Genomic DNA, 25,247 nt, shown 5'->3' with positions numbered 1-25,247 from the left:
GGAACTACTTCAAGGCTGCCGGCTATGTCTCAGGTTAATGGCGGGAGGCTTTAAGTTGCACTCTAAGTCTCAATGTGGGACGGCGCCACAGCCGTTTTTCGCGAAATGATTGTTTTGTAAGGGCTTGAACTAGGCCGCGCCTTATCGTTTCGAGAGCCACTGAGTGCAGCGAGCGAATGGCCTTGTCCCCCATGCGGCGGACGCTGCGTTCAGTGAACTTCGATGCAATGGCCCTGCAGCCAACGCCATGGCGGAGACACCGATGAAACGGTGCGTCTGAACCCTTGTGAATTCATTGCCTGTGCCGGAATAATCGGCAAGGAAACCGTTGCGTATCCCCTACTGGGAACCGCCCGGTTTTAACTTGCTGGCCCAGATGTGGGCATAGTCGCGCAAGATGTCAGATCTCTCACTGTGGAGGACCATCAGTGCGCAGGCCGCCCACATGGCGGCGTCGTAATCCGTGTTGTTTTTTTGCAGCCGGTAGGCGTTTATCGTCGCAGTACCGGAGGTCGATGTTTCATGCACCGTTTGCCAAGTCCTTTCGCCTAGGCACAAACAACGCCCGCCAGAAATCCAAAGAAGATCCCCATCGAGGCGACCACTAAAATCAACGAGTAGTTTAGCATTCGGCTGTCCAAGCTCACAAGTTAACGGGTCGTCGCGTCTTCGTCGTCGCTACAGCGACTGGCCGTCACCATGAATGAACGTAGTTGAATGCATAAAAAATGCGTCGTTAACACTTTGTTAATACTGTCTCACGCCGCACCTGTAAACATCGACGGATTGCGGCTGAGCTCGAACCGGCAGGCCCACCGGTGGGAATGTGCCGTGAAATCCAGCGTTCGGAAGGGTTTGGTCAGCCGGCTTTGGCGGCCTTGCGCGCCTCGCTGGCCTTCAGTAGCTCTTCTCGGACTTCCAGGCGGGGCCGCCAGTTATAGCGGTCATCGGCGCGGGTGTGTGACCAGAACAGAACGCCGCCATAACGCCAGGGGTCGAGGATGATCCCGTCATACATCGTGTCGCCGCGTCTGCTGATGACGGCGGTGTGGTGAATGATCCGGAAATCGGTCGGGGGCGAGATCGCCCAGTGCATGGAGAGGGTGCGGAACCCCTCCTGCTTCAGGCGCTTGTTGAGAGCCTCGGCCCAGTCGTTGCAAAGCCCCCGCTCGCGAAATCCGTTGATGACCTTGGCATTGTGGATGATCGCCGGGTCAGTGACCTGCCAGTCCTGCGCAAGCTGGAGCGAGTAGGTATGCGCGATGCGGGCGGCCCGTTCGGCCTCGCCCGGGTCCACCTCTGGCCCGAGTTCCCGGATTGCCTGCGCCAGCCCGTCGATATCGCTCTGGTCGCTGGTGGGCTTTGTCGTACAGCCACTGACCAGAACCAGCGCCATCACAACCAGCAGTGATACAAAAAACTTCGTCATCGTCTCTCCGCCGGAAGACTGGGCCGGACGTCCCGGTTCGGGCTCTCACAAGGGGCGGTCACATGGCCGCCAACGACGGTTCGCCCGTGCGCTGCGGCCGACCCCGCTCAGCGCATCTTTCTATCGAAACCACCGTTCGGTGCAAGGGAGGAGGCAACGCCAGGTGTGTGGTCTGAGCAGATCGTCAAATCCTCCCGGCCCCTTGAACACGCGCGCGCCGTCGGCGAGCGCCGGTATCAGACGCCCAAACACCAGCGCATGATGGCCTTTTGCGCGTGCAGGCGGTTTTCGGCCTCGTCGAAGATGACCGAGTTGGGGCCGTCCATGACCTCGGATGTGGCCTCCTCCTCGCGATGGGCGGGCAGGCAGTGCATGAAGAGCGCGTCGGGTTTGGCGTGGGACATGAGTTCTGCGTTGACCTGATAGGGGCGCAGCAGGTTGTGGCGGCGTTCCTTGGCCGATTGCGCGTCATGCATCGACACCCAGGTGTCGGCAACCACCAGGTCGGCGCCCTCGACCGCCTTGAAGGCGTCGCGCTCGGTGACGACTTTTGAGCCCTTTTGGCGCGCGAAGCCCATGAATTCCTCTTCCGGATCGAACTGCGCCGGGCCGGTGAAGGTGAAGTCGAAACCGAACTGGCCTGCCGCGTGCAGGAAGGAGGCGCAGACATTGTTGCCGTCGCCGGTCCAGACCACTTTCTTGCCCGTGATGGGGCCGCGGTGTTCCTCGAAGGTCAGCACGTCGGCCATGATCTGGCAGGGATGGGTGCGGTCGGTCAGGCCGTTGATCACCGGCACGTCGGCATATTCGGCCATCTCGGTCAGGATGGTCTCGTCAAAAGTGCGGATCATGATCAAGTCGACGTAGCGGGAAAGCACGCGGGCGGTGTCGGCGATGGTTTCGCCGTGGCCCAGTTGCATGTCCTTGCCCGAGAGCAGCATGGTCTGGCCGCCCATCTGGCGCACGCCGACATCGAAGGAGACGCGGGTGCGGGTCGAGGGTTTTTCGAAGATCAGAGCGACCATGCGACCGGCCAGCGGCTGGTCGTCATCGGGGGCGGCTTTTGGACGTCCGAGACGGGCCTGTTTCATCGCACCGGCCTGATCGATCATGGACCGCAGCGCGGTGGCTTCGGTTTTATGGATGTCGAGGAAATGGTTCATATCGTGATCGCTTTTGACTGGCGGGGTTGGGGGCTCTGCCCCCGCCGCGGCAGGCCGCGACTCCCCCGGGATATTTTCAAACAGAAGAAGATCAGGCGGTTTCGAGGTGGTTCTCGACCTGCGCGGCGGAGGCGTCGAGGCGAGTTATGGCCTCGGCGATGTCCTCGTCCGTCAGGGTCAGGGGCGGCAGCAGGCGGATGACGTTGTCGGCGGCGGGCACGGTGATGACCTGGTTGTCATAGCCCGCGTTCACCACATCGATATTGGCGGCCTTGCACTTGATGCCGAGCATGAGGCCGGAGCCGCGTACCGCTTCGAACACCTCCGGGTGGTCAGCGACCAGCCCTTCGAGTTTCTGGCGCAGCAGGCCCGCCTTGCGGTTCACCTCGGCCAGAAAGTCGGGGTTGGCGACATGGTCCATCACCGCGCAGCCCACCGCACAGCCCAGCGGGTTGCCGCCATAGGTGGAGCCGTGGGTGCCTGCGGTCATGCCGGAGGCGGCCTCTTCGGTGGCGAGCACGGCGCCAAGGGGGAAGCCGCCGCCGATACCCTTGGCGACCATCATGATGTCGGGGGTGATGCCCGCCCATTCATGGGCGAAGAGCTTGCCGGTGCGTCCGACGCCGCATTGCACTTCGTCCAGGATCAGCAGCAGGCGGTGGTCGTCGCAGATCTGGCGGAGCGCCTTGAGTTCGGCATCGGGAACCGGGCGGATGCCGCCCTCGCCCTGCACCGGTTCGATCAGGATGGCGGCAGTCTGGTTGGTGATCGCGTTGGAGACGCCGTCGAGATCGCCGAAGGTCAGGTGCACGAAGCCGGGCAGCAGCGGGCCGAAGCCCTTGGTCATCTTTTCCGATCCGGCGGCGGCGATGCCTGCCGAGGAGCGGCCATGGAAGGAGCCGTCGAAGGTGATGATCTCAGTTTTCTCGGGCTGGCCCTTGTCGTGGAAATACTTGCGCGCCATCTTGACCGCCAGCTCACAGGCCTCGGTGCCGGAATTGGTGAAGAACGCCGTGTCGGCAAAGGTGTTGTCCACCAGCTTGTCGGCCAGCGCCTGTTGCTGCGGGATCTGGTAGAGGTTCGAGACATGCCACACCGCCTGTGCCTGATCGGTTAGCGCCTGAACCAGCGCCGGATGCGTATGGCCCAGCGCGTTCACGGCGATGCCTGCGCCCAGATCGAGGAAACGTCGCCCGTCCGCCTCGGTCAGCCAGGCGCCTTCGCCCTTCACGAAGCTCAGGGGCGCGCGGTTGTAGGTCGGCAGAACGGACGGGATCATCGGATCATCCTTTTCATCTGGTTAAGCCCCAGTGAGTGGCTCACGGCGGGCTGTTTCGTCAACGAATTTTATGAGCGATGCGCGGATTTGGGTCGCGCGGGGATCAAACGGGCCGGTTACGCGGTAAAGCGTCGGCGTCGGAGAGCAGCGATATGCAGGCGTTTGATCATGGCGCGGTGCATAGCCGGGGAATCGTGGTTTGAAAACCCCTTTTGGCGGGCTTTGGTTGACAAAGATGCAACCGGGCCGAAGGGTTGCGGCCATGACACGTCTGTGGTCCCTGCGCAATTACCGCCTGCTGTTTTCGGCCTCGGCCATTTCCAATCTCGGCGACGGGGTCTCGGCGCTGGCCTTTCCGTGGCTGGCGACGCTGATCACCCGCGACCCGATGCTGATCGCCTGCGTGGCCTTTGCCACGCGGCTGCCGTGGCTGCTGTTCTCGATCCCGGCGGGTGTCTGGACCGACCGGATGGACCGGCGGCGGTTGATGGTGCAGGCGGATCTGGTGCGGATGGTGCTGACCTGCGGCGTGATCACAGTGATCCTGAGCGCGCCTGGTTTTCCAGTGGCGCAGGAGGGGCTTTATATCGCCGCGATCTCGGCACTGGCCTTCCTGCTGGGGTCTGCCGAGGTGATCCGGGACAATGCAGCGCAGACGGTGTTGCCGTCGGTGGTGCCGGGCGAACGGCTGGAACAGGCCAACGGACAGATCTGGAGCATCGAGCAGGTTATGGGATCGTTCGTCGGGCCGCCGCTGGCCGGTCTGCTGATCGCTACATCGGTGCCCGCGCCGTTTGCGCTCGACGCGGTGACCTTTGCCGCGGCCGCGGGGCTTGTGTGGTGCATGGCGATCGCGCCGCGGCTGCGTCCGGCGCGGCGGTCGTGGCTGGTCGAGGCGCGTGAGGGTATCGCCTGGCTACGGGGCCACCGCACGGTGCTGCAACTCGCCATCATGCTGGGGCTGATGAACGCGCTGGCGCTGATGACGGTGACAGTGCTGATCCTCTACAGCCAGGAAATTCTTGGCCTCGGCGCTGCCGGGCACGGCCTGTTGCTGACCGCTGGCGCGGCAGGCGGCGTTGTTGGAGGCCTGCTCTGCCCCGGTATCGCGGCGCGGCTGGGACAACGCCGGGCCCTGATGGTGGCGCTGGTGCTGCTTGGGGCGGCTATGATGGCGATCTGGGTGGCGCAGTCGGTCTGGCTGGTGGCCGCCGCGCTGTTCGCCGAGATGTTTGCAGCACTTTTGTGGAACGTGGTCACCGTCTCTTACCGCCAACGGCTGATCCCGGACGACCTGCTGGGCCGGGTCAACAGCCTCTACCGGTTTTTCGGCTGGGGCATGATGCCCTTTGGTGCGCTGATCGGCGGCTGGGTCGTCTCGCTTGCCGAACCCGAACTGGGCCGCGAGGCCGCCCTGCGTCTCCCCTACCTGCTGGGCGCAATTGGCATGGCTGGGATCTGGGCTTACGGGTGGCGGCGCCTGCACCTCTGATCCTTCTTCTGTTCAAATAATATCCCGGGGGAGCCGCGCGCAGCGCGGCGGGGGCAGCGCCCCCTGCTGTAGCCTTTCGAGAAAAAGTTGGATCGCCAATACCCTGCCGCACCTGCGGTGCTCTCGGGACATTGGCGATGCGCGTGTCTCAACGATTTCTCGAAAGGCAGTAGGTCTCACGCTGCGCGCCAGCGGCCGAGTTTTCCCATGCCGCGCGTGAAGGCCCAGGCCAGAATGCGCGGCATCCCCTTGGCCACCAGCGCATCGACGCAATGGGCCTGAAACTCCGTCAGCGTCGCGTCGGGGTGGCGAAAGGCGCCATCCTCGTAACACAGAGAGCAGTATTGCGCGCTGCGCGACCCGTCCGCCTCGCTGCCGCCGCCCTCGGGATCCTTCGACAGCGGCATGCCGCAGCTTTGGCATTTCGGTCCCATCGTCTTCTCCCCTTGCATGCTCCTACGACACCTCATAGCATCAAAACCATGGAGTTAAGTCAACGGTTTTGAATCATGCGGATCGGGGAACTGGCCAGACGCAGCGGGCTGAGCCGCGATACGCTGCGGTTTTACGAGCGGCAGGGGCTGATCGCCTCGGCGCCGGGGGCGGAGGCGACCAACAGCTATCGCGACTATCCCGAAGAGGCGCTGATCGCGTTGGAGCAGATCGCCGATGCGCAGGCTGCAGGGATGAGCATTGCCGACTTGGCAATCCTGCTCGGCCAGCTTGAGGCGGCGGACCCGGACAGTTTCGACGGAGAGGCGTTCCTGCAGGAGCGGATCGAAGAGGTCGAGGCACGGATTGAGCGCGCCGAGCGGTTTCTGGACAGTCTCAGGCAAGCCAAGGCGGCACTGGCGGCCCCGCCGGTTCGGCGGGGACCGTAGCGTTTCCCCTTGTCATTTCCGCCGGGCTGCCGCACCGGTTGGGCATGTTCGTGCCCAAGACCCAGAACCCGGCGCTGGCCGCGCTGCTGATCTTTGCCGCGACCGCGTTCATCGCGGGCACCACGCTGCTGGCCAAGGCGCTGGGCACGGGTGTGCTGGGGCCGGCGCTGCATCCGATGCAGATCAGCCACGGGCGGTTTCTGTTCGCCTTTCTCGCCATCGGTACGGCGGTGGCGACAATGCGCCCGCGACTGAGCCGTCCGCATTGGGGGCTGCATGCGGGGCGGACCACGTTCGGCTGGGCCGGGGTGACGCTGATGTTCGCCTCGGTCGCTTATATCCCGATGGCCGATGCCACGGCGATTTCCTTTCTGAACCCGGTCTTTGCCATGGTGCTAGCGATCCCGCTTTTGGGTGAGCGTGTGGGACCGTGGCGCTGGGGCGCCGCGGGGATCGCGCTGAGCGGGGCGCTGATCCTGCTTCGGCCTACGCCCGAGAGCTTTCAGCCCGCCGCCCTGCTGGCGCTGACAGCGGCGGCGGTGATGGGGATGGAGCTGATCTTCATCAAGAAACTCTCGGGCCACGAGGCACCGATCCAGATTCTGCTGGTCAACAACGCCATGGGTCTGGCCATTGCCACAGTTGCGGTATTGACGGTCTGGCAGGCGCCGACGCCCGGGCAATGGGCGGCCTTGGCGGGGATCGGGGTGCTGATGGCCTGCGCGCAGGCCTGTTTCGTCAACGGCATGGCGCGGGCGGATGCGTCTTTCGTGGCACCCTTCAGCTATGCCACGCTGATCTTTGCAGCACTTTACGATTTCGCCGGGTTCGGCGTGGTGCCCGATGCGATCAGTATGACGGGCGCGGCCATCATTCTGGGCGGCGCGCTGCTCCTGGCCTGGCGTGAGGCGCGGGTCGCTCAGTAGTATTTCCGGTAGGGCTTGCCCAGCCGCTGATAGGCGTGGAAGGCGACGGTGTCGGCAAGGCCCTCATCCACATCGTATTTCTCGTGAAACCCCAGATCGCGGCGGATCGCATCGGAAGCTACTTCGAGGTGCTGAACCGGTGTATTCGGGTGGGCAGAGGGCTCCACAATCGTCTCCCCGCGCCAGCCGCAGGCGGCAGCGATTTTGCGGATCCAGTCCAGTTCCGAAAAGGCCCGCGGTTCGGCCACGTTGTAGATCTTTTGCCCTCCGCCCGGGTGCATGACCGTCAGCGCGGCGGCAAGCGCGATATTCTTGTGCAGCCCGCGCGAGAACCGGAACGCGGCGCGATCGGCGGGCAGTGTGATCGTTTCGGCGCCATCCAGCATCTGGTCGAGATAGGGCAGAACCCGGGTGGTGTCAGGCCAGCCATAGATCGCGGGCAGTCTGAGCAGGGTCAGATCGGTAAAGGCTTCGCGATAGATGCGCTCGATCCCGAGCTTGTCATAGGCGGCACCGTCAAAGCCCAGCTTTTGCCGCAGTGCCATGGTTTCGGTGATCGGGACGGGTTGGAGCGGCACCTCCTCGGTGCCGTGCAGGCGGCCATAGGCGGCGTAGACGTCGATGCTGGAGAGCGCCACGAGCCGGACGGGGTGGCCGTAGGTCCGCGCCGCTTGCGCGAGGCCCTGGGCATCGGCCTGCGTGAAGGGGATCATGTCCACGACCACATCCGGGCGCGCGGTTTCGAGGGCGTCGCGCAGCGTTGCCGCGTCCCGCCGGTCTCCGGTCAGGGCGTCCTCGGTGAAGTAGGGGCGGCCCGCGCGGGTCAGGGTCCAGATGCGGGTCGCGCGGTCCGATGACAGCTCGCGGATCAGGTGAGGTCCGACGAGGGCGGTGCCGCCGATGATCAGGATGCGCATGGGGCTGGGCTCCGGTGTTCGGGGTGGCCGTTGTGCCGAGCCTAGAGGTCCGGCGACCTGCCGCCAAGCGGGGTGCAAGCATCCGGTGCGGATCAAATTTTCGGGTGAGGGCCCGGTCGCGACGCCGATGTCGTTTTTGCCCATGAAACCCGGTGCGAAGGGCGCAGTCTGGCAGGACGTTGGTTAAAGAAGAAATCGAAATTCTCTGCCTCTCAATCGGCATCTTGCTGATTTCGAACGCGAATACTGATCTTCGGTGATGCAGATTAATTCGATTTTGCAATAGAGAGATTGTGTCATGCATGAACGCCGCATCCCGGAATGGGTCCGCCACGCCCCTGCCCCCTCGGTCAGCGATTTCGGCGTTCTGGCCGGACTTGAGGCGGTGGTGCGCGGCATCCTGATCTCGGTCTTTCCGCTGATCATGTACCGGGCCTTGGGCGATGCCGGGACGGTGTCGTTTCTGTATTTCCTCGTCGGCATCGTGTCGCTGGTGGCCGGGCTGATGGTGCCCTTTGCCATCCGATACGTCCCCCGCCGCTGGGCCTATACCGGGGGCTGTGTGATGTTCGTCGCGGGCGCGCTGCTGGCCATCGAGGGCAGCCCGCAGGCGGTGGTGGCGGCGCTGACGCTGAACACGGTGGCGGCGGTGGTCTGCTTCATCTGTTTCAACGCCTATGTGCTGGATTATATCGACCGGATCGAACTGGGCCGGTGCGAGACCAGCCGGATGTTCTACAGCGCGTTGGGCTGGACCGCCGGGCCGATGGCCGGGGTGCTGCTGATGGAGCTTTGGGCGCCCGCCCCCTTTGTCATCAGTGCCGGGGCGGCGGTGGTGATGCTGGCGGTGTTCTGGACGCTCAGGCTGGGCAATGGCAAGCTGATCACACGGGCCCGCGGGCCCGCGAAAAACCCGCTGGCGTTCCTGCCGCGCTTCTTTGTGCAGCCACGGCTGATCGCGGGGTATCTGTTTGCCATGATCCGGTCGTGCGGGTGGTGGATCTATGTGGTCTATCTGCCGATCTTCGCCATCGAGCAGGGGTTGGGCGATCAGTTGGGTGGCATCCTGCTGTCGGCGACGAACGCGATGCTGTTTGCCTCGCCGCTGATCCTGCGTTGGGTGCAGGGAAGATCGCTGCGCGCGGCGGTGCGGATCGGGTTTGCCGCCTGCGGGGCCTGTTTCGTGGCCGCAGGCGGGTTGTCGGGATGGCCGGTCGTGGCGGTGGCGGCGCTGGTGCTGGGGTCGGTCTGGCTGATCGTGCTGGATATCTGCGCCGGGTTGCCGTTTCTGATGGCGGTGAAACCGTCGGAGCGGACCGAGATGTCGGCGATCTATTCCAGCTACCGCGATGTCTCGGGCATCCTGACGCCGGGGGCGGCGTGGCTGGTGCTGATGGTGGCACCGGTGGCTGGGATCTTTGCAGCCGGTGGTATGGCGCTGTTCGGGGCCTGTGCGATTGCGGCCCGGCTGCATCCGCGTCTGGGCCGCCCGCGCGTGCCGTTGCAGCCGGGCGCGCTGGCCCAAGCAGAACCGGAAGTTGCGTGATCGGAGAAAAGGCGGTTCGAGACGCCTTTTGGCCCGGCAGTTGCCGCCTGCTCTCAGGCCTTGAGCCGATAGCCGGTTGCAAACATGCGCCAGGCCAGCAGGCAGACGGCGGTGGTGGCAGCGCTACACGCCGCGAGCCCCAGCCACGGTGAGCTATCTGAGACGCCGATGACGCCATAGCGCAGCCCGTCGATCAGGTAGAAGACCGGGTTGGCATGGGTGATGCGGTTCAGGACCGGCGGCAGCGCCTCGACCGAGTAGAAGGTGCCGGAGAGAAACGCCAAAGGTGTGACGATGAAATTGGTGATCGCGGCCATCTGGTCGAACTTGTTGGCATAGACCCCGGCCACCAGCCCCAGCGCGCCCATGAAGGCGCCGCCCAGCACGATAAAGGCCAGTGCGAAGAATGGATGCTGCGGCACGATCCCTAGCACCAGCGCCAGCGCGGCACCGATGGCCAGCGCCACCAGCAGACCCCGCGCCACGCCGCCTGCCAGATAGCCCAGCACCTGCTCGAAAGCCGAGAGCGGCGGCATCAGCGTGTCGACGATATTGCCCTGCACCTTGGCGATCACCACCGAGGACGAGGTGTTGGCAAAGGCGTTCTGGATCACCGTCATCATCAGGATGCCCGGCGCCAGGAAGGTCAGGAACGGCACGCCCATCACGTCTCCGCGCCGGGGGCCGATGGCGATGTTGAAGATCAGCAGGAACAGCCCCGCGGTTACCAGCGGCGCCAGCAGGGTCTGGGTCCAGACCACCCAGAACCGTGTCACCTCGCGCGCGGCCAGCGTATAGAGCCCCAGCCAGTTCACGCGGCCAAAGCGGCGCTCGCCCTGTTGCATCAGATCCCGCATGTGTCGCCTCGTAGCTGATTCGAAGATGCCTTGTAACTCGCCCCGCAGTGTTTAGAATAGGGCGCTGAGACGAATTACGAAGGCGGCCGCCAGAAAGGGGCCGCTTTCCCGCTTTGAAAGGCAAGCCATGTCCTGGACAGACGAGCGCGTAGAACTGCTCAAGAAAATGTGGGGCGAGGGTCAGTCGGCCAGCCAGATCGCCAAGGAGCTGGGCGGTGTGACCCGCAACGCGGTGATCGGCAAGGTGCATCGTCTGGGCCTGTCGAACCGCAATACCGGTGGTGGCGCGGCCAAGACCGAAGCCAAGGAAAAACCGGCGCCCGCGCCCAAGTCCGAGGCCAAGCCCAAGCCCGCACCCAAGACCGAACCGGCGCGCCCGGCGCCGGCGCCTGCCGCCGAGGCCAAGCCAGCGACCCCGGCCCGCCGTCAGATCATTCCTGCCGGTCAGCCGCTGCCGCCGCAGCCCTCGGCCAACGAGATCAGCCCCGAGGCGCTGGCCAAGGTCAACGAGGTCGAGAAGAAGGCCAAGAAGCTGACCCTGCTGGAGCTGACCGAGCGCACTTGCAAATGGCCCGTCGGCGATCCCGCGACGGAGGATTTCTGGTTCTGCGGCCTGCCCGTCGAACAGGGCAAACCCTATTGCGAGGCGCATGTGGGCGTTGCCTTTCAGCCGATGAGCGCCCGCCGCGACCGGCGGCGCTAGGCCCAAGCGATGCGCCAGGACCCCACCGCGCTGGAGGATACCTGGCTTGCCCGCGCCAAACGCTTGCTGGCGCTGGCCGAAACCGGCCAGCATTTCACCAGCGATCCGTTCGACCGCGAACGCTATGACGAAATCGCCGCCATGGCCCGCGCGATGCTGGCTGATCTGGGGCGGGTGCCGCTGGCCCGGATCGACGGGCTGATCTCGGATCATGCGGCAGGCTATGCCACCCCCAGCCTGGATGTGCGCGGCGCGGTGATCCGGGACGGCCGCATCCTGCTGGTGCGCGAACGGGCCGATGGAAGGTGGGCGCTGCCGGGCGGGTTTGCCGATATCGGGAAGTCCCCGGCGGAAAATGCCGAAAAGGAGATCTGGGAAGAGGCGGGCCTGCAGGTGCGGGCGCGGCATCTTTATGCGCTGCGCCACAAGGCGCGCCATCCCTACCCCGCCGATGCGCGGGATTTCTACAAGCTGTTCTTTCTGTGTGAGGAGGTTGGAACGGACCTGCCTCGTCCCGGATCCGAAACTTCGGAGGCCGCGTTTTTTGCCGAAGATGCGCTGCCTGATCTGTCTTTGGGCAGGGTGCTGCATGCCGATATCGACGCGGCCTTTGCCGCCCATCGCGCCGCGACAGTCGTCACCCGGTTCGATTGAACCACCAGCACCGCATTTGGATAACCTATAGTGCCGGCCAACCTTTCAAGTTCGAGAGTCGGAACAGCCTTACTGCACGGAGCTCAGGTGGCAGGTTGCTGACCTGCGTGCGGGACAAAGGCGTTCAGGTTCTGCCGGACCAGCTTTGCTTCGTAGGGTTTGAGAGTGGGCAGCGCCACCGCACCAAACGCGTGGCCTCCGATCCTGAGATCCGGAAACAGTTCGTAGAGCTCGCGCCGTACATCCTCGGACATGGCATCCATCGAGCACGCGCCCGGAAAGAACGACTCTGACCAAATCCCTTCGACATTCACCAACTCGTGCTGGTCGAAGAGAATATGTATGTATTCGACATTTCGATCCGCACCCTCCTGGTAAATCTGTTCTCCATCCACAAGTGATTTTGCTGGGGCCAGCATGGCGGGGTTGCCGAAGCAGAGTTCCAGCTGAGACCCGGACACCGCCAGACGATGTTGCGGCGACACGAGAAGGTCTCGGAGCGGCCTGCCGGGTCCAAAGGCATCGGCGCAAATGCGGATCGGGCACAGATGCCGGTTGCGGCGCAGCTCGGCCTGTGACAGCGATCTCCGTCCGATCCACCGCACCTGCCTGCTGCGCCCATCGCCAACCGTCACGTCATCGCCGGGCACTAGCGTTTCGATGCGGCGTTGGCCTTGTGGGGTGGCAATCCGCGATCCGGCCGTAAAGCAGACGAAGGTCGGAATGTCGCTGTAGTCCGTGGGCGGAGCTGTTACGATCGTGTTGTTTGTGTTCGCAATCGTTTCCCCGACGGCGACGGTGCCCGATGTAACAATGATGTACTGAGGGTTCGAGAACTGGATGAGGGTAAAGGTTACCGGCGCCCCACCCACGTCTCCGCTATAGGTCTCGAATGTCTGAAAGTTGGTCGAGTCCCCGATAAAGCCGGGGATCGCGCTTACATCGAGTTGTAGCGTATTGTTGCCGTCGGGATCTTCCAGAAAATCGTCATCGTCCACGACGTCGACCGTGAAAGAATTCAGGACCTGCACGTCGGTGTTGCTGAGCGGGTCGCTGTCAATCTCGTAGATGACTATCGTCGACATAGCGGGTTTCACTCACAATCTGAGATGCGCGATTCTCGTATTAGTATCATATCGATGCCTCGGGTCGTCATCAGGATGCCGTCCGAAGAAAATCGCCCCCAGACAGTTCCCGTTTTTACCGCAACCTGAGGGCAGCGCACCGCGCGCCTGCGTTTCTGATATGCCATTTCGCGGACCCGCAATCCGGTGTGTTCGTCAAAAAAAAGGCCCGGAGGAGACCTCCGGGCGATAACTTATTACTCATATTCGCACAAAAGACAGTACCGGGATCAGTTGCTGACCGGCGCGTCCGAGGTGAATTTCGGGATCACGTTGGTCGAGGCGTCGCCGGGCTCGATCCCCGGCCAGTTGCCCTCGGCCAGGTTTATGTTGCCGGGAATGTCTTCCTCCCAGAAGCCTACCACCACATCGGTGATGTTGAGATAGAGCTTGTCGTCGACGATCCGCCACAGGTTCGGGTTGCCCGGCACCTTGCCGCCGCGCGAAACGCCATAGGCGCAGTGGCCGTCATATTGCGGCGCGTAATAGGCGGGGTTTTCCAGGAACTTGGCGCGGTTCTCCTCGGTGGCAAAGGCCCAGGTGGCGCCGTTATATTCGGCGGTGATGCTGGCATGGCCTTTCACGCCCGAGGGCTGCGCGGCACCAAGCGCCGACTGTTCGAGGCCGCGATAGGCGACCACGTCGTAACCCGAGGCGGCATAACCGGTGCCATCGACATATTGCGGGCCGGCAAAGGCGGGAACGGCAAAGGCTGCTGCTGCGGCAAAGGCCAGGGCGAAGGTTCTCATTGTTGGCGTCCTTTCAGGGTCAACTGGGTTCATCTGCGCCGGACCATCCCGGCCTGACCCAGACAATAAGCAAAACGCGCGGCATGCGTAGGGGGGCTCTCGCCGCTGTGACGAGGAACGAGCATTCGTGATCTTGAAACGGGAAATGTTTCAGTGCCCTTGCCTGCGGTCGGGGGTTGGACTTTGATCGCTGCAACATTAGCTGGGACCGCAGCGGGCGGTTCGGCCCCAATCACTTGAGAAAGGCGCGAGATGAGCGATCAATCCACCTACACCCCACCCGCGGTCTGGACCTGGGACAGCGAAAGCGGCGGGCAGTTCGCCAATATCAACCGCCCCATCGCCGGGGCCACCCATGACAAGGAGCTGCCGGTGGGCCAGCATCCGCTGCAGCTGTATTCGCTGGCCACGCCCAATGGCGTCAAGGTGACGGTGATGCTGGAGGAGTTGCTGGCGCTGGGGCACGCGGGCGCGGAATATGACGCCTGGCTGATCAATATCGGCGAAGGCGATCAGTTCGGATCGGGCTTTGTCGCGGCCAACCCGAACTCGAAGATCCCCGCGTTGTGGGACCGCTCGGGGGATGAGCCGGTGCGGGTGTTCGAAAGCGCCTCGATCCTGTTCCATCTGGCCGAGACGTTCGGGGAATTCCTGCCCAAAAGTGGCCCGGCGCGCACCGAGGTGATGAACTGGGCGTTCTGGCAGATGGGCAGCGCGCCGTATCTGGGCGGCGGGTTTGGGCATTTCTACGCCTATGCGCCGGAGAAGTGGGAGTATCCGATCAACCGCTTTGCGATGGAGGCCAAGCGGCAGTTGGACGTGTTGGACCGGGAACTGGCGCACAGGACGTATATTGCGGGCGAGGAGTACACGATTGCCGATATGGCGATCTGGCCCTGGTACGGGCAGCTGGTGCTGGGCCGTCTTTATGATGCGGCGGAGTTTCTGGATGTCGCCAGCTACGAACATGTGCTGCGTTGGGCCAAGGCCATTGACGCCCGTCCGGCGGTGAGCCGGGGCCGCATGGTCAACCGCGCCTTTGGTGAGCTGCACACCCAGCTTCGGGAACGGCACGACGCCAGCGATTTCGAGACAAGCACCCAAGACAAGCTGGAACAAGCGGCGGAATAAGGTCGCGATGGATTCGCCGGGGCAAGCCGCTTCGAAGCGGCTTGTTACGCGGTTTGCAAACCACGTTTTCGCCTCCGTGCCACAGGCTGCGCAGACCTCGACTCGCATAACCGGATGCCACCGGCGCAAACAAGGCGTTTCGAAACGCCTTGGCCCGGCGGTGAGGTTTTACTTCAATATCGGTGGTTTGGCCGGGTCCGAGCCCGGCGTAATCGGCGCGTACTCGGCCGGTTCCGGCTGCGGCAGGTCAAAGCGCAGCCCGGCCTCTGCCAGACTGGCCGACACCGGGTCGGAGGCGGCGAAAAAGCCCACATCCATCGCGCCGGCCTCGATGCCCGAGAAGGTCAGCGCCTCGGAGGCGGCCTTGGCCAGTGCGTCGCGCGCGCCCTCGACAGCGTCCACGAAGCCCAGCATGTGGCTGCGCGCACCGGTATCATAGAGCACGCCCACTAGATAGGCCGATTGCGCCAGCCCGCCTGCGGTGGCGAGCTTGCTGTCCAGCGCCGCGATCAGCGCTTCGGGCAACCCAGCAGGTGCGGTGAATTCGCTGATCCGGGCCTGCACCTCATCCGGGGCGTGGCCCAGGGTCTGTTGCAGCCAGCCCAGCGCCTCGGCCGGGATCAGGATCGACGAGGGCGCCACCTCGAGATTGAGCCCCAGCCCGATCCCCTGACCGGCCAGCATGGCGCTCAGCACCCGACCGGACAGCGCCGCATAAGGCGCGGGTTGCCCGGCAAAGCGGGCCAGCCGCTCCTCGCGGTCAAAGGCCAGCACGAAGCGACCATCACCGACCTCGAACAGTTCGGGCGAGATGTTTTCACCCTGCGCCTCTTCGCGCAGCATCAGGAACAGCTCGCAATCGGCCAGCCGCTCGTAGAACCGCAGCCGGGCGGCATCGTCCGCAGGGGCCGCCTCCATTGCCGCATGGGCCGCGTCGAGCGCCGTTTCCTCAGTCATTCAGCACCTCCTGCACCCGGGCGCGCAGGACCGGCAGCAACTCGGCCTCGAACCACGGGTGTTTCTTGAGCCATGCCGTATTGCGCCACGAGGGATGTGGCAAGGCAAAGACCCGCGGCGCATGGTCCCGCCAGGCGCTGACGGTCTCGGTCACCGGCGTTTTTGCGCCGAGGTGATATTTATGCGCATGTCCGCCCACCAGAACGGTCAGCGGCACATCGCCAAGCTCGGCCATCACCCGGTCGTGCCAGGTGCGGCGGCAGATCGGTGGTGGCGGCAGGTCGGCGTTGCGATCGTTATAACCGGGAAAGCAAAAGGCCATGGGCACCACGGCAACTCGGGAAAGGTCGTAGAAGATATCCTCGCCGATCCCCAGCCAGTCGCGCAGCCGGTCGCCGGACGGGTCGGTGAAGGGCCGCCCCGAGGCGTGCACCCGCGCGCCTGGCGCCTGCCCCGCGATCAGCAGCCGCGCCCCGGGCCGGAACCACACCACCGGGCGCGGCTCATGGCCCGTAGCGGTTGCGGCGAACCGGTCGGCGCACAGGCGGCACGCCCTGATCTCGGCGGTGACGGAGGCGGCGCTCATCCGCGCCGGCCCGGAAACTGGGTTGCACTGGCCATTGCCGAGATATAGGCAGTTGCGCGTGATGATCCAGAAGCCGACAAACCGTTAACGAGTTCGAAACAATTATTGACGATTGCCCGCTTGCGGCTGGATTCCTGCGGGAACGGATGCCTTATGGCAGGTTGAGCGGCCTGCCTGACGCGCATTGATCATTTGTTTCATATTCCGACATAATGTGGCCAAGATCACGCGATATCCGGCACAAAACCCCTCTGACAGAAAGGGAGGGCCGGGTCCCGACGAAAAAACCGCAAGGCCGCAGCAGATGCTCGAGTTTGAAAATGTCAGCAAGTCCTTCTGGACCGGCAGCCAGCGCAAGGTGATCCTGGATCAGGTCTCGTTCCGGGTCGAGCTGGGGCGGTCGCTGGGCGTTCTGGCCCCCAACGGGACCGGCAAGACGACGCTGATCAACATGATGGCCGGGCTGGAAAAACCGGATGAGGGCGTGATTCGGCGCGGCTGCAACATTTCCTTTCCGCTGGGCTTCATGGGCGGCGTGATCAACCGCGTCTCGGCGATGGAGAACTCGCGCTACATTGCCCGGCTCTACGGGATGGACCCGGATTATGTCGAGGCGTATTGCCGCTGGCTGTGCGATCTGGGCGAATATTTCGATCAACCGCTGGGCACCTATTCCTCGGGCATGCGGTCGCGGTTCACCTTTGCGCTGCTGCTGGCGCTGGATTTCGACATGTATCTTATCGATGAGGGGATGCCCTCGTACACCGATGTCGAGTTCAACAAGAAGGCGGGCGCGATCCTGCAGGAGCGGTTGCGCACCACCACGATCGTGATCGTGTCGCACAGCCCGACCGTGCTGGAAAAATTTGCCCGGCAGGCCGCCGTGCTGATGAACGGCCAGCTGTACATGTTCGACACCCTGGAAGAAGCGAAAGAGCTCTATGACTACCAGGCCCAAAGCTAAGAAATACCGGATACGCCGGACCGCCGCGGCGGTTGCGCCCGAAACCGAGGTGGAGGCACCGGAACAAGCGGCCGGCGCGGGTCAGCCGGATGCGCCTGCCGAAAGCGCGGGTGATGCCGGGCCTGTCCAGCCCGCAGCACCTGAGGGTGGCGCGGACGGCATTGGCTCGGAACTGGACGCGATCAAGCGTGAAGGGCTGACCGGGCGCCAGCTGCGTCTGGCCCGCCGTCTGGCCCAGAAACACAACCTGCCCGCCACCTCGGATTACGACGCCGTGCGGCTGCTGCGGCAAAAGGGGATCGACCCGCTGCAACGCTCGAACATGCTGGATCTGGTGGTGCCGAAGCCGGAACAGTCCGAGACCGGCAAGGACGAGCCGCAGATGCGGATACAGCTGCCGCAGACCGTGGTGCCGGGAGAGAGGTCCCTGCCCTCGACCGAGACCATGAGCCCGGCGCAGCGGCGCGACCGCGAGATTGGCGAGATCCAGCGCGATATCGCGCGCCGCCGTCGCCGCAAGCTGATGATGCTGCTGACCCGGCTGGCGGCGTTTGTGCTGCTGCCGACGCTGCTTGTGGGGATATATTTCTACCGCATCGCCACACCGATGTATTCCAGCAAGTCCGAGTTCGTGATCCTGCAGGCCGATGGCGGAGGCGGCGGGATCGGCGGGCTGTTTGCAGGAACGCAATTTGCCACCAGTCAAGATTCGATCTCGGTCCAGTCCTTCCTGGAATCGAAAGAGGCGATGCTGCTTCTGGACCGGGATGCGGGGTTCAAGGCGCATTTCCAGCAGTCGTGGATCGACCCGATACAACGGCTGGTTGCCGATGCCACCAATGAAGAGGCCTACAAGACCTATGGCCGGGTCGTCACCATCGGATATGACCCGACCGAAGGGGTGGTCCGGATGGAGGTGGCCGCCGCCGATCCAGACATCGCCACCGCATTCTCGCAGCAGCTGATCGCCTACGCCGAGGACCGGGTAAACGACCTGTCCGAGAAGAAACGCGAAGATCAGATGCGCGATGCGCGGCAGAGCTTTGAAATGGCGCAGCAGGAGCGGCGCAACGCGCAGCAGGCTTTGGTCGAGCTGCAGCAGCAGGGCGCGATTCTGGACCCTGAAGGGGTGATTGCGGGGCTGCGGGCCCGGATCAATCAGGTCGAGCTGCAGTTGCAGGAGAAGGAACTGGCCCTGGCGGCGCTGCTGGACAATGCCCGCCCGAACCAGGCCAAGGTCGACGGTGCCCGGGGCGACATCCAGCGCCTGAATGATCTGCTGACGACGCTCAATGCGCAGATGGTCGATGCCTCGAAAGGCGAAAATTCGCTGGCCAGCCTGAGCGTGCGGATTCAGATGGCGCAGGCCGACGTGCTGACCCGCGATCTGATGCTGCAATCGGCGCTGGAGCAAATGGAAACAACGCGGATGGAGGCGAACCGGCAGGTGCGCTATCTGACCGTCTCGGTGAACCCGGTCCCCAGTCAGGAGCCGAGCTATCCGCGCAAGTTCGAAAATACGATTTTGGCTTTCCTGCTTTTTGCTGGTATCTACCTGATGATCTCGCTTACCGCGTCGATCCTTCGTGAACAGGTATCCTCATAAACGCCATGAAACATGTCAAAATCGCCGATCTGACGGTCGGCAACGATCTTCCGCTCACCATCATCGCGGGCCCCTGCCAGTTGGAGAGCGCCGAGCACGCCCAGATGATCGCGGGCACGATGAAAGAGGCCTGCGACGCGGCGGGCGCGCAATATGTGTTCAAGGCCTCATACGACAAGGCCAACCGCACCTCGCTGGGCGGCAAGCGCGGCATGGGGATCGATGCGGGCCTCCAGGTGCTGGACGATATCCGCAAGAGCATGGGTATTCCGGTGTTGACGGATGTGCATACCGAGGCGCAATGCGCGCTTGCGGCCGAGGCGGCGGACGTGCTGCAGATCCCGGCCTTCCTGTGCCGTCAGACCGACATGCTGCTGGCTGCTGGTAACACCGGAGCGGTGATCAACGTCAAGAAGGGGCAGTTTCTGGCGCCGTGGGAAATGCCCAATATCGTCACCAAGATCGAGAGCACCGGGAACCAGAACATCCTGCTGACCGAGCGGGGAACTTCGTTCGGCTACAACACGCTAGTGGCCGACATGCGGTCGCTGCCGCAGATGGCGCAGACGGGATATCCGGTGGTGATGGACGCGACCCATTCGGTGCAGCAGCCCGGCGGCAAGGGCGGCTCGTCGGGCGGGCAGCGCGAGTTTGCGCCGGTGATGGCGCGAGCGGCGGTGTCGCTGGGCGTGGGCGCGGTGTTCGTTGAGACCCATCAGGACCCAGACAACGCGCCCTCGGACGGGCCGAACATGATTTATCTGGACCAGATGCCGGACCTGGTGGCGTCCCTGATGCGATTTGATGCGCTGGCCAAGGCCAACCCGATCCAGATCTGAGCCAAGAGATTTTCCATGACCAGACCCATTGCCGAGGTGACGCCGAACACCTGGAGCTTTCTGCGCGACGCGATGATCAGGCCCACGGGCTTTCGCGAATATGACGCGCGCTGGAAATATCCCGAAGAGATCAATCTGCCGGGCATGACCGCCCTGGGCCTCGGCCTCGGCACCCAGATGCACAGGCGCGGGATCGCGCCGGTGATCGCGGTGGGTAACGACTATCGCGACTATTCGCTGAGCATCAAGAACGCGCTGATCCTGGGCCTGATGCAGGCGGGTATTCAGGTCAAGGATATCGGCCCGGCGCTCAGCCCAATGGCCTATTTCGCACAGTTTCATCTGGATGTGCCTGCGGTGGCGATGGTGACGGCCTCGCACAACCCCAACGGCTGGACCGGGGTGAAGATGGGCTTTGACCGCCCCCTCACCCACGGCCCCGACGAGATGGCCGAGCTGCGCGATATCGTGCTGAACGGCGAGGGCGTGGCGCGCCCGGGTGGATCTTATGAGTTCGTGGACGGCGTGAAAGAGGCCTATATCGACGACCTGGTCGGCGATTTCCGCATGACCCGTCCGCTCAAGGTGGTCTGCGCCACCGGCAACGGCACCGCTTCGGCCTTTGCGCCCGAGATTTTCGAGCGGATGGGGGTGGAACTGGTGCCCAGCCATATTGAGCTGGATTACACCTTTCCCAACTACAACCCCAACCCCGAGGCCATGGAGATGCTGCACGATATGGCCGCCACGGCGAAGGCCACCGGCGCCGATCTGGCGTTGGGCTTTGACGGCGATGGCGACCGCTGCGGCGTGGTCGACGACGAGGGCGAGGAGATATTCGCCGACAAGGTGGGCGTGATCATGGCCCGCGATCTGGCCAGGCTGCACCCGGGCGCGACCTTCGTGGCGGATGTGAAATCGACCGGGCTTTTCGCGTCGGACCCCGAGTTGCAGAAACACGGCGTGCAGGCGGACTACTGGAAGACCGGCCACAGCCACATGAAGCGGCGCGTCAAGGAAACCGGCGCGCTGGCCGGGTTCGAGAAATCGGGCCATTACTTTCTGGCCGAGCCCATCGGGCGCGGCTATGACTGTGGCATGCGGGTGGCGGTCGAGATCTGTAAGCTGATGGACCGTAACCCGGATCAGAGCATGTCGGACCTGCGCAAGGCGCTGCCCAAGACCTGGTCGACCCCGACCATGTCGCCCTTTGCTGCCGATACCGAGAAATACGACATCCTGACCCGTCTGGTGGACAAGCTGGTTGCCAAGCATGACGCGGGCGAGACCATTGCCGGGCGCACGATCAAGGAGGTCGTGACCGTCAACGGCGCCCGGGTGATCCTGGACAATGGCAGTTGGGGGCTGGTGCGCGCCTCGTCGAACACGCCCAATCTGGTCGTGGTCTGCGAAAGCAGCGAAAGCGAGGCCGAAATGCGCGCGATCTTCAACGATATCGACGCGGTGATCCGAACCGAGCCCGCCGTGGGCGACTACGATCAGACCATCTGAGCCACGCCTGCCTCACAGCGCTGGCCCTCTCCCCTCGGGGGAGAGGGTTGGGTGAGGGGGATGTCCGACGCGGCTGGTGTGCCGTTCAGTCCCCGCCAAAAAGCTTGAGCAGCCCCTTCTTCGCTTCGTCTTCAAGCTTGTCCTTGATCAGCTCCTCTACGTCCTGATCCTCGGTAACATTAGTGTCGAGTTCCTCGCTCAGCTTCCGGCGCAGCTTTTCTTTGGCCTGCTTCTCGACTTCTTCCTTCTTGACCCCGGCGGCGGCCTCGAGCGCCTTGCTCAGGTCAGGCCGGATCGATGGGTCCGCCCAAGGACCCACGATCCGCACCGGCACTTCGAGCCCCTGACCGGAATTGGCGCGCAGCGCAACCGGCGTGAACAGATAGTCGATATCGCGCGCGCCCAGCCCGATGCGCCCCTCGCCATCGGCGCGGAAATTGTCGAGCTGCATCAGCAGGTCCGTATTGAACAGGTTGCCCTTGTCCATCGTGTAGCTGGCGGTCAGGCTATTGAACACGGTGGTTCCGCCCGCGCCCTTGCCCGAGCCCATCAGGTTGTCCAGATCGATCCCCGAGATCACCCCGCGCCCCATCTCCATTCGCCCCTGCCCCGAGAGCGAGCGCATGATCTGGTCCTCGGTCTCGCCCACGCCCAGAAACTCCAGCGTGCCCGAGGCCTTGCCCAACAGACGCTCGATCCCGCCAAGCGCAGTCAACGCCTCCTGCATCTCGATACCGTTGGCCTGCAGGTTACCGCCCACCGACAACCCGTTGCGATTGTTGGCCACCACCTGCCCGGTCAGCGCGCCCGAGAACAGCGACACCGGGTGCATTTTTAGCACCGCACGCGACCGGTCCAGGTTGAGCGTCATCTGGCTTTGCCCGAGGGTCAGCCCCGGCACCCGCACCGAATTGGCCGACAGCCTGACCGAACCGTTTGCCAGCGCCAGCGCCGAGGCATCGATGCGATCCTTTGACCAGCCTGACTGCGTGCTGCCGCCACCAGAACCGGCCGCCTCACTGTCGCCGCCGCCCAGTCCGGTCAGATCCAGATCGCCTGTGCTAAACCGCGCCGTGACCTGAGGCGTGGCGGCGATGATCACATCGGCCTCGCCATCGAACCGGTTGCTGTCGAGCTGTGCGGCCACATCGCGCAGCGCCACGCGACCGTCCCTGGTGTAGGTGACCTGCATCGAGAGATCGGCGGCCTGCCCCAGCCCCTTGGGCAGGGTTATGCCGGACTGGCCAAGCGCGGCCAGCATGCGTGAGGTGTTCTTGGCCGACACGCGCGCGGCCCCCGAGAACTCGCCTGAAATGTTCACTTGCCCGTCAACGCGGATGTCGCCCCCGGCGGTGTTCATGTCCAGCTCCATCCCGGTCGCGGCACCGCTGGCAAAACCCGGCAGATCCGGCAGGCGGAGGGTCACGTCCAACGCCTCGCCCCCCGGGGCCAGTCGGGCATTCACGTCCAGCGGCGCATCCGGCGATGGCCAGCTTGCGGTCAGGTCCACCGGCCCGAAATCCAGTGAGGTCTCGCCATCCTCGACATAAATCAGGCGGGCATTGTTGAACTCCAGCCGCTCCAGTGAGGCGGCGGGTGCGCTGCCCGCAGCAGGCGCAACTGCCGGGGAGGCAGGCGCCGCTGCCTGCTCTTGTGGCGGCGCGCCGAAATCCCAGTTCGCCCGGCCCTGCGACAATTCCAGCCGCAGCACCGGGTCCTGCGCCACGATGCGCTGGATCTCGGCAGAGCCGGAGAAGAGCGAGGCGGCGGTGACCCCGATGGAGAGCGCCTTGGCCTTCAGCATCGGCGCGTCGCCGGCCCAATCGGCATTGCCCAGCGTGACCGGCCCGGTCTCGACCCCCAGCACTGGCCAGAAGGTCAGGCGCACATCGCCGTCAAAGGTCAGTTCGCGCCCCGTCTGGGCCCGCACCTGATCGGCGGCCAGCCGCGCGATCTTGTCACCGGGCAGCAGCAGGAGGCCCCCGACGATCAGCACCGCCACCGCCACCAGAATGAATACGATTCGTATCAGCCAGCGCATTGTCCTGCTCCTTCCCTGTTTTCGGCCCTGTTTCGGGTTCTTCTTCTCATATGGCAACCCAGCCCTGCGCCGGCAACATTTGCAAGGGGAAGTGTTCCCCACTATATGCGCGGCCATGAGCATGAACCCGCCCGACCTCCGCCCCGACCTGGCGCCTGCCGCCCGGATTGCCGATGCCCCCCGCGCGGGCCAGCCGACCATCGGCATGGTGTCGCTTGGCTGCCCCAAGGCATTGGTGGACAGTGAGCGTATCCTGACCCGGCTGCGGGCCGAAGGGTACGGCATTTCGCCCGACTATTCCGGCGCCGATGCCGTGATCGTGAACACCTGCGGGTTTCTCGACAGCGCCAAGGCGGAATCGCTTGAGGCCATTGGCGAGGCGCTGGTGGAAAACGGCAAGGTCATCGTGACCGGCTGCCTGGGGGCCGAGCCGGACTATATCCGCGAGCATCATCCGCGCATTCTGGCCGTGACCGGCCCGCATCAATACGAACAGGTGCTGGACGCGGTGCATGATGCGGTGCCGCCCGACCCGGACCCGTTCGTGGACCTGCTGCCCGCATCCGGCGTCAAGCTGACCCCGCGCCATTACAGCTATCTCAAGATCTCCGAGGGCTGTAACCACAAGTGCAGGTTCTGCATCATCCCCGACATGCGTGGGAAACTCGCCAGCCGCCCCGCCCATGCGGTGCTGCGCGAGGCGGAAAAGCTGGTCGAGAACGGCGTGTGCGAGTTGCTGATCATCAGCCAGGACACCTCGGCCTACGGGCTGGACCGCAAATACGATGTGAACCCGTGGAAGGACCGCGAGGCGCGCAGCCACATCACCGATCTGGCGCGCGAGCTGGGGCAGTTCGATGCCTGGGTGCGGCTGCATTACGTCTACCCCTACCCGCATGTGCGCGATCTGATCCCGCTGATGGCGGATGCGGGCTGCAACGTGCTGCCTTATCTGGATATACCGTTCCAGCACGCCCACCCGGATGTGCTCAAACGCATGGCCCGGCCCGCGGCGGCGGCGAAGACGCTGGACGAGATCGCGGCGTGGCGCGCGGTCTGCCCCGACATCACCCTGCGCTCGACCTTCATCGTGGGGTACCCGGGCGAGACCGAGGCCGAGTTCCAGACGCTGCTCGACTGGATGGACGAGGCGCAGCTGGACCGAGTGGGGTGTTTTCAATACGAAAACGTGGACGGCGCGCGGTCGAACGACCTGCCCGATCATGTGCCTGCCGAGGTCAAGAAGGAGCGCTGGGAGCGATTCATGGAGAAGGCGCAGGCGATCTCCGAGGCCAAGCTGGCCGCCAAGGTGGGTCAGACCATCGAGGTGATCGTGGACGAAGTGGATGACGAGGCCGCCACCTGCCGCACCAAGGCGGATGCGCCCGAGATCGACGGGAACCTGTTCATTGATGAAGGGTTCGAGGGGTTGAAGCCGGGGAATATCGTGACGGTCGAGGTGGATGAGGCCGGGGAGTATGATTTGTGGGGGTCAGTTAAAAGTTTTGCATAGGCCTTTTCCTAATGTTCAAATCTAAGTTCCTATCCAATTTTGCGTTCGGGTGCTTCTGTGGAGCGATCGCCGCCTTGCTCTTAGCGTTCGCTATCGATGAAAATGCGGATGAAGTATTCCAGAAATATGCGATTTACTTGTTTTCAGCTATTACAACATTATTTGCCGCAAGCCTCGCGCTAACAAGTTCCCTTACAACGATAAACAACCAGAACCAGTTAGCCGAAGAACAACGAAAAAGATCCCTTTCCGCAGCACGAGCTTTTTTGCCGTTGGCACTATCTGATTTATGTGATGTTGCCCGTAGCGGAATGCGTCATTGCTAGGGTCAGGATTCATAACCAGTAGATGACGGTTGCTGCGAGTGCGATGGCGGAC

23 protein-coding genes are annotated in these 25,247 nt (G+C 63.8%); 12 read left to right on the top strand and 11 right to left on the bottom strand.

Features of this window, described 5'->3' with window-relative positions; all coding sequences use genetic code 11:
- Nucleotides 1-859: 859 nt before the first annotated feature.
- The 3 genes from GOX53_RS25980 to GOX53_RS25970 all read right to left on the bottom strand — a co-directional run bounded on the left by GOX53_RS25980 (nt 860) and on the right by GOX53_RS25970 (nt 3,871).
- Nucleotides 860-1,429 (bottom strand): hypothetical protein, encoded by a 570-nt coding sequence (locus GOX53_RS25980; RefSeq protein WP_171181569.1) that lies wholly within the window; start codon nt 1,427-1,429, stop codon nt 860-862.
- Nucleotides 1,430-1,665: 236 nt separating this feature from the next.
- Nucleotides 1,666-2,592, bottom strand: a complete 927-nt coding sequence (gene argF / locus GOX53_RS25975; protein WP_171181567.1) for an ornithine carbamoyltransferase — start codon at nt 2,590-2,592, stop codon at nt 1,666-1,668.
- 91 nt (nt 2,593-2,683) lie between these two features.
- Entirely contained in the window at nt 2,684-3,871 is a 1,188-nt protein-coding gene (locus tag GOX53_RS25970) for an aspartate aminotransferase family protein (protein ID WP_171181565.1), read from the bottom strand.
- Between the two features lie 262 nt (nt 3,872-4,133).
- Here GOX53_RS25970 and GOX53_RS25965 point away from each other — a divergent pair, with 262 nt between their 5' ends.
- Nucleotides 4,134-5,363 carry an MFS transporter gene (locus GOX53_RS25965; protein WP_217351942.1) on the top strand — a complete coding sequence of 410 codons (1,230 nt, stop codon included), beginning with the start codon at nt 4,134-4,136 and terminating at the stop codon, nt 5,361-5,363.
- Between the two features lie 176 nt (nt 5,364-5,539).
- Here the strand turns inward: GOX53_RS25965 and GOX53_RS25960 are convergent, their stop codons facing one another.
- Nucleotides 5,540-5,797 carry a zinc ribbon domain-containing protein gene (locus GOX53_RS25960; protein ID WP_171181561.1) on the bottom strand — a complete coding sequence of 86 codons (258 nt, stop codon included), beginning with the start codon at nt 5,795-5,797 and terminating at the stop codon, nt 5,540-5,542.
- 75 nt (nt 5,798-5,872) lie between these two features.
- Here GOX53_RS25960 and GOX53_RS25955 point away from each other — a divergent pair, with 75 nt between their 5' ends.
- Both GOX53_RS25955 and GOX53_RS25950 read left to right on the top strand, forming a co-directional pair.
- The gene (locus GOX53_RS25955) at nt 5,873-6,244 is read left to right on the top strand and encodes a MerR family transcriptional regulator (RefSeq protein WP_171181559.1); all 372 of its coding nucleotides are present in this window, start codon (nt 5,873-5,875) and stop codon (nt 6,242-6,244) included.
- Nucleotides 6,245-6,288: 44 nt separating this feature from the next.
- A complete protein-coding gene (locus tag GOX53_RS25950; protein WP_171181558.1) occupies nt 6,289-7,170 on the top strand; it encodes a DMT family transporter in 882 nt (293 codons plus the stop codon).
- Here GOX53_RS25950 and GOX53_RS25945 read toward each other — a convergent pair.
- Nucleotides 7,164-8,087, bottom strand: coding sequence for an NAD(P)-dependent oxidoreductase (locus GOX53_RS25945; protein WP_171181556.1), 924 nt, complete (start codon nt 8,085-8,087; stop codon nt 7,164-7,166). The two genes, GOX53_RS25950 and GOX53_RS25945, sit on opposite strands and share 7 nt — an antisense overlap.
- A 298-nt stretch (nt 8,088-8,385) precedes the next feature.
- Between GOX53_RS25945 and GOX53_RS25940 the strand changes: the two genes are divergently transcribed.
- Nucleotides 8,386-9,633, top strand: a complete 1,248-nt coding sequence (locus tag GOX53_RS25940) for an MFS transporter (protein WP_171181554.1) — start codon at nt 8,386-8,388, stop codon at nt 9,631-9,633.
- Nucleotides 9,634-9,686: 53 nt separating this feature from the next.
- Here GOX53_RS25940 and GOX53_RS25935 read toward each other — a convergent pair whose 3' ends face one another.
- Complete coding sequence (locus GOX53_RS25935; protein ID WP_171181552.1) at nt 9,687-10,490, bottom strand: ABC transporter permease; 804 nt, start codon at nt 10,488-10,490, stop codon at nt 9,687-9,689.
- A gap of 127 nt (nt 10,491-10,617) precedes the next feature.
- On the opposite strand from GOX53_RS25935, the gene GOX53_RS25930 reads away from it, so the two are divergent.
- Both GOX53_RS25930 and GOX53_RS25925 read left to right on the top strand, forming a co-directional pair.
- Nucleotides 10,618-11,193: a GcrA family cell cycle regulator gene (locus GOX53_RS25930; protein WP_171181550.1), complete on the top strand. Its 576-nt coding sequence runs from the start codon at nt 10,618-10,620 to the stop codon at nt 11,191-11,193.
- A gap of 9 nt (nt 11,194-11,202) precedes the next feature.
- Complete coding sequence (locus GOX53_RS25925) at nt 11,203-11,847, top strand: NUDIX hydrolase N-terminal domain-containing protein (RefSeq protein WP_217351941.1); 645 nt, start codon at nt 11,203-11,205, stop codon at nt 11,845-11,847.
- Between the two features lie 83 nt (nt 11,848-11,930).
- Here GOX53_RS25925 and GOX53_RS25920 read toward each other — a convergent pair whose 3' ends face one another.
- Together GOX53_RS25920 and GOX53_RS25915 are read right to left on the bottom strand one after the other, a co-directional pair.
- Nucleotides 11,931-12,932, bottom strand: coding sequence for a Hint domain-containing protein (locus GOX53_RS25920; protein ID WP_171181548.1), 1,002 nt, complete (start codon nt 12,930-12,932; stop codon nt 11,931-11,933).
- Nucleotides 12,933-13,201: 269 nt separating this feature from the next.
- Entirely contained in the window at nt 13,202-13,720 is a 519-nt protein-coding gene (locus GOX53_RS25915) for a YHS domain-containing (seleno)protein (RefSeq protein ID WP_171181547.1), read from the bottom strand.
- Nucleotides 13,721-13,972: 252 nt separating this feature from the next.
- On the opposite strand from GOX53_RS25915, the gene yghU reads away from it, so the two are divergent.
- Nucleotides 13,973-14,851: a glutathione-dependent disulfide-bond oxidoreductase gene (gene yghU / locus GOX53_RS25910; RefSeq protein ID WP_171181545.1), complete on the top strand. Its 879-nt coding sequence runs from the start codon at nt 13,973-13,975 to the stop codon at nt 14,849-14,851.
- 168 nt (nt 14,852-15,019) lie between these two features.
- On the opposite strand, the gene GOX53_RS25905 is transcribed toward yghU, so the two are convergent.
- Both GOX53_RS25905 and GOX53_RS25900 read right to left on the bottom strand, forming a co-directional pair.
- On the bottom strand, nt 15,020-15,808 hold the full coding sequence (locus tag GOX53_RS25905) for an SseB family protein (protein ID WP_171181543.1): 789 nt from the start codon (nt 15,806-15,808) through the stop codon (nt 15,020-15,022).
- Nucleotides 15,801-16,394 (bottom strand): uracil-DNA glycosylase family protein, encoded by a 594-nt coding sequence (locus GOX53_RS25900; protein ID WP_171181541.1) that lies wholly within the window; start codon nt 16,392-16,394, stop codon nt 15,801-15,803. Before GOX53_RS25900 ends, GOX53_RS25905 begins: the two co-directional genes overlap by 8 nt.
- Nucleotides 16,395-16,698: 304 nt before the next feature.
- Between GOX53_RS25900 and GOX53_RS25895 the strand changes: the two genes are divergently transcribed.
- From GOX53_RS25895 to GOX53_RS25880, 4 genes are read left to right on the top strand one after another with little or no spacing between them, the layout of a single operon-like run.
- Nucleotides 16,699-17,358 carry an ABC transporter ATP-binding protein gene (locus tag GOX53_RS25895; RefSeq protein WP_171181539.1) on the top strand — a complete coding sequence of 220 codons (660 nt, stop codon included), beginning with the start codon at nt 16,699-16,701 and terminating at the stop codon, nt 17,356-17,358.
- Entirely contained in the window at nt 17,336-18,964 is a 1,629-nt protein-coding gene (locus GOX53_RS25890; protein ID WP_171181537.1) for a capsule biosynthesis protein, read from the top strand. Before GOX53_RS25895 ends, GOX53_RS25890 begins: the two co-directional genes overlap by 23 nt.
- Before the next feature lie 5 nt (nt 18,965-18,969).
- Nucleotides 18,970-19,803 (top strand): 3-deoxy-8-phosphooctulonate synthase, encoded by an 834-nt coding sequence (gene kdsA, locus GOX53_RS25885; RefSeq protein WP_171181535.1) that lies wholly within the window; start codon nt 18,970-18,972, stop codon nt 19,801-19,803.
- A 15-nt stretch (nt 19,804-19,818) separates the two neighbouring features.
- Nucleotides 19,819-21,315, top strand: a complete 1,497-nt coding sequence (locus GOX53_RS25880) for a phosphomannomutase/phosphoglucomutase (protein ID WP_171181534.1) — start codon at nt 19,819-19,821, stop codon at nt 21,313-21,315.
- 85 nt (nt 21,316-21,400) lie between these two features.
- Here GOX53_RS25880 and GOX53_RS25875 read toward each other — a convergent pair whose 3' ends face one another.
- Nucleotides 21,401-23,356: an AsmA family protein gene (locus GOX53_RS25875; RefSeq protein WP_171181532.1), complete on the bottom strand. Its 1,956-nt coding sequence runs from the start codon at nt 23,354-23,356 to the stop codon at nt 21,401-21,403.
- A 115-nt stretch (nt 23,357-23,471) separates the two neighbouring features.
- On the opposite strand from GOX53_RS25875, the gene rimO reads away from it, so the two are divergent.
- A complete protein-coding gene (gene rimO / locus GOX53_RS25870; RefSeq protein WP_171181530.1) occupies nt 23,472-24,869 on the top strand; it encodes a 30S ribosomal protein S12 methylthiotransferase RimO in 1,398 nt (465 codons plus the stop codon).
- Nucleotides 24,870-25,247: the final 378 nt, after the last annotated feature.

The organism is Ruegeria sp. HKCCD8929 (assembly GCF_013031405.1).
In the GTDB taxonomy this organism is placed as follows: domain Bacteria; phylum Pseudomonadota; class Alphaproteobacteria; order Rhodobacterales; family Rhodobacteraceae; genus Ruegeria.
Note: the sequence above shows the minus strand (reverse complement) of the source record. Positions and strands in the feature narration are given on the sequence as shown.

Coding starts and splice junctions, on each gene's coding strand:
- GOX53_RS25980 (WP_171181569.1), bottom strand. CDS start 1,429: ATGACGAAGTTTTTTGTATCACTGCTGGTTGTGATGGCGCTGGTTCTG.
- argF (WP_171181567.1), bottom strand. CDS start 2,592: ATGAACCATTTCCTCGACATCCATAAAACCGAAGCCACCGCGCTGCGG.
- GOX53_RS25970 (WP_171181565.1), bottom strand. CDS start 3,871: ATGATCCCGTCCGTTCTGCCGACCTACAACCGCGCGCCCCTGAGCTTC.
- GOX53_RS25965 (WP_217351942.1), top strand. CDS start 4,134: ATGACACGTCTGTGGTCCCTGCGCAATTACCGCCTGCTGTTTTCGGCC.
- GOX53_RS25960 (WP_171181561.1), bottom strand. CDS start 5,797: ATGGGACCGAAATGCCAAAGCTGCGGCATGCCGCTGTCGAAGGATCCC.
- GOX53_RS25955 (WP_171181559.1), top strand. CDS start 5,873: ATGCGGATCGGGGAACTGGCCAGACGCAGCGGGCTGAGCCGCGATACG.
- GOX53_RS25950 (WP_171181558.1), top strand. CDS start 6,289: ATGTTCGTGCCCAAGACCCAGAACCCGGCGCTGGCCGCGCTGCTGATC.
- GOX53_RS25945 (WP_171181556.1), bottom strand. CDS start 8,087: ATGCGCATCCTGATCATCGGCGGCACCGCCCTCGTCGGACCTCACCTG.
- GOX53_RS25940 (WP_171181554.1), top strand. CDS start 8,386: ATGCATGAACGCCGCATCCCGGAATGGGTCCGCCACGCCCCTGCCCCC.
- GOX53_RS25935 (WP_171181552.1), bottom strand. CDS start 10,490: ATGCGGGATCTGATGCAACAGGGCGAGCGCCGCTTTGGCCGCGTGAAC.
- GOX53_RS25930 (WP_171181550.1), top strand. CDS start 10,618: ATGTCCTGGACAGACGAGCGCGTAGAACTGCTCAAGAAAATGTGGGGC.
- GOX53_RS25925 (WP_217351941.1), top strand. CDS start 11,203: ATGCGCCAGGACCCCACCGCGCTGGAGGATACCTGGCTTGCCCGCGCC.
- GOX53_RS25920 (WP_171181548.1), bottom strand. CDS start 12,932: ATGTCGACGATAGTCATCTACGAGATTGACAGCGACCCGCTCAGCAAC.
- GOX53_RS25915 (WP_171181547.1), bottom strand. CDS start 13,720: ATGAGAACCTTCGCCCTGGCCTTTGCCGCAGCAGCAGCCTTTGCCGTT.
- yghU (WP_171181545.1), top strand. CDS start 13,973: ATGAGCGATCAATCCACCTACACCCCACCCGCGGTCTGGACCTGGGAC.
- GOX53_RS25905 (WP_171181543.1), bottom strand. CDS start 15,808: ATGACTGAGGAAACGGCGCTCGACGCGGCCCATGCGGCAATGGAGGCG.
- GOX53_RS25900 (WP_171181541.1), bottom strand. CDS start 16,394: ATGAGCGCCGCCTCCGTCACCGCCGAGATCAGGGCGTGCCGCCTGTGC.
- GOX53_RS25895 (WP_171181539.1), top strand. CDS start 16,699: ATGCTCGAGTTTGAAAATGTCAGCAAGTCCTTCTGGACCGGCAGCCAG.
- GOX53_RS25890 (WP_171181537.1), top strand. CDS start 17,336: ATGACTACCAGGCCCAAAGCTAAGAAATACCGGATACGCCGGACCGCC.
- kdsA (WP_171181535.1), top strand. CDS start 18,970: ATGAAACATGTCAAAATCGCCGATCTGACGGTCGGCAACGATCTTCCG.
- GOX53_RS25880 (WP_171181534.1), top strand. CDS start 19,819: ATGACCAGACCCATTGCCGAGGTGACGCCGAACACCTGGAGCTTTCTG.
- GOX53_RS25875 (WP_171181532.1), bottom strand. CDS start 23,356: ATGCGCTGGCTGATACGAATCGTATTCATTCTGGTGGCGGTGGCGGTG.
- rimO (WP_171181530.1), top strand. CDS start 23,472: ATGAGCATGAACCCGCCCGACCTCCGCCCCGACCTGGCGCCTGCCGCC.